Annotated in this window: 2 protein-coding genes and 1 pseudogene; 1 reads left to right on the plus strand and 2 read right to left on the minus strand. The window is 67.8% G+C overall.

Annotated features, from left to right (window positions below; all coding sequences use genetic code 11):
- On the minus strand, positions 1-419 hold a 419-nt coding region (locus AB0O00_RS41110), incomplete at its 3' end, for a DsbA family protein (protein ID WP_363659757.1).
- A 206-nt stretch (positions 420-625) separates the two neighbouring features.
- The gene (locus AB0O00_RS41115) at positions 626-829 is read right to left on the minus strand and encodes a transposase (protein WP_363659758.1); all 204 of its coding nucleotides are present in this window, start codon (positions 827-829) and stop codon (positions 626-628) included.
- A gap of 92 nt (positions 830-921) precedes the next feature.
- Here AB0O00_RS41115 and AB0O00_RS41120 point away from each other — a divergent pair.
- Positions 922-1,077: pseudogene (locus AB0O00_RS41120) on the plus strand (FAD-binding protein); the annotation flags it as partial.

Consider the following 1,077-nt stretch of genomic DNA (forward strand, 5'->3'; position numbering starts at 1 on the left):
AGCTCGACCAGCCGCCCCGCGTCGAACGCCGAGCGCTCCTCGGCGAAGTTGGCCCGGTACAGCGCGTCCAGCAGCCCGGACTGGCGGCCCTGGTCCTTGGCGAAGTGCAGCAGCCGGTGCATGTCGAAGGAGTTCGCCGCGTCCCGCCCGCCCGCCAGGTACGGCAGCCCCTCCGCGCGCGCGTTCTCGGCGATCCGGGCCTCCGCCGCCTCGGCCTGCTCCAGGCTCATCCCGTACTTCGCGGCGAGCAGCGGGATCACGGGACGGGCCGCGCGCGGCGCGTTCGGATCCAGCTCGAACGAGCGGTGCACGACCTCCACCCCCGCGCGGTGCGGGAAGACCGCCAGGGCCTGCTCGAACCGGGCCTTGCCGATGTAGCACCACGGGCAGTTGATGTCGCCCCATATCTCGACGCGCACGGGCCGCACTCCTCTCATCGCGCAGGCCTGTCCCGCGCCGATGCTCACGGGAACGCGCTCCCGCACCCTGAATATTTCAGCGTGATCCTGCGAGGAACCCCGGCCGTTTACAGCCGGGTGGGGGTACTTCCCCGCTTGCGGGGGAGAAGCGCATCCTCTGCCCTGTGGCGCGGAACGTCGCAGCATCGCTGTGGAAATCTGGATGGTCAGTCGGGTCGTTTCTGGTTCTCGATGTACTCCTTGAGGATGCGCAGTGGCGCGCCGGCGCAGGAGGAGGCGAAGTAGCTGGGGGACCAGAAGTGTTCGCCCCATGGGTACTTGCGGATGTGGGCCGGGAACTCCAGGCGGAGCCTGCTGGCGGAGACAGACTCGACTAGCTCGGTTTCGAAGTCGGCGCAGCCGGCGCGCATGATCTGTTCGCAGCGTCGAGGATCTCGTCAGTGAAGGGTCCGCGCCGGTATTCGGGCGTGAAGACCGAATATGCGTGCAGCATGCGAACGATCCTTCGGCAATTGTGGATATCGGGGTTTGGCTCCCTACGTCCGGACATGGATCTATGGTTGCACCGACGTCGTCCCCGGCCTGTACGCGGCCGGCGAGGTCGCGTGCGTGTCCGTGCACGGAGCAAACCGCCTGGGCACCAACTCGCTGCTGGACA

It is taken from the genome of Kitasatospora sp. NPDC093558 (assembly GCF_040683475.1).
Classification (GTDB): domain Bacteria; phylum Actinomycetota; class Actinomycetes; order Streptomycetales; family Streptomycetaceae; genus Kitasatospora.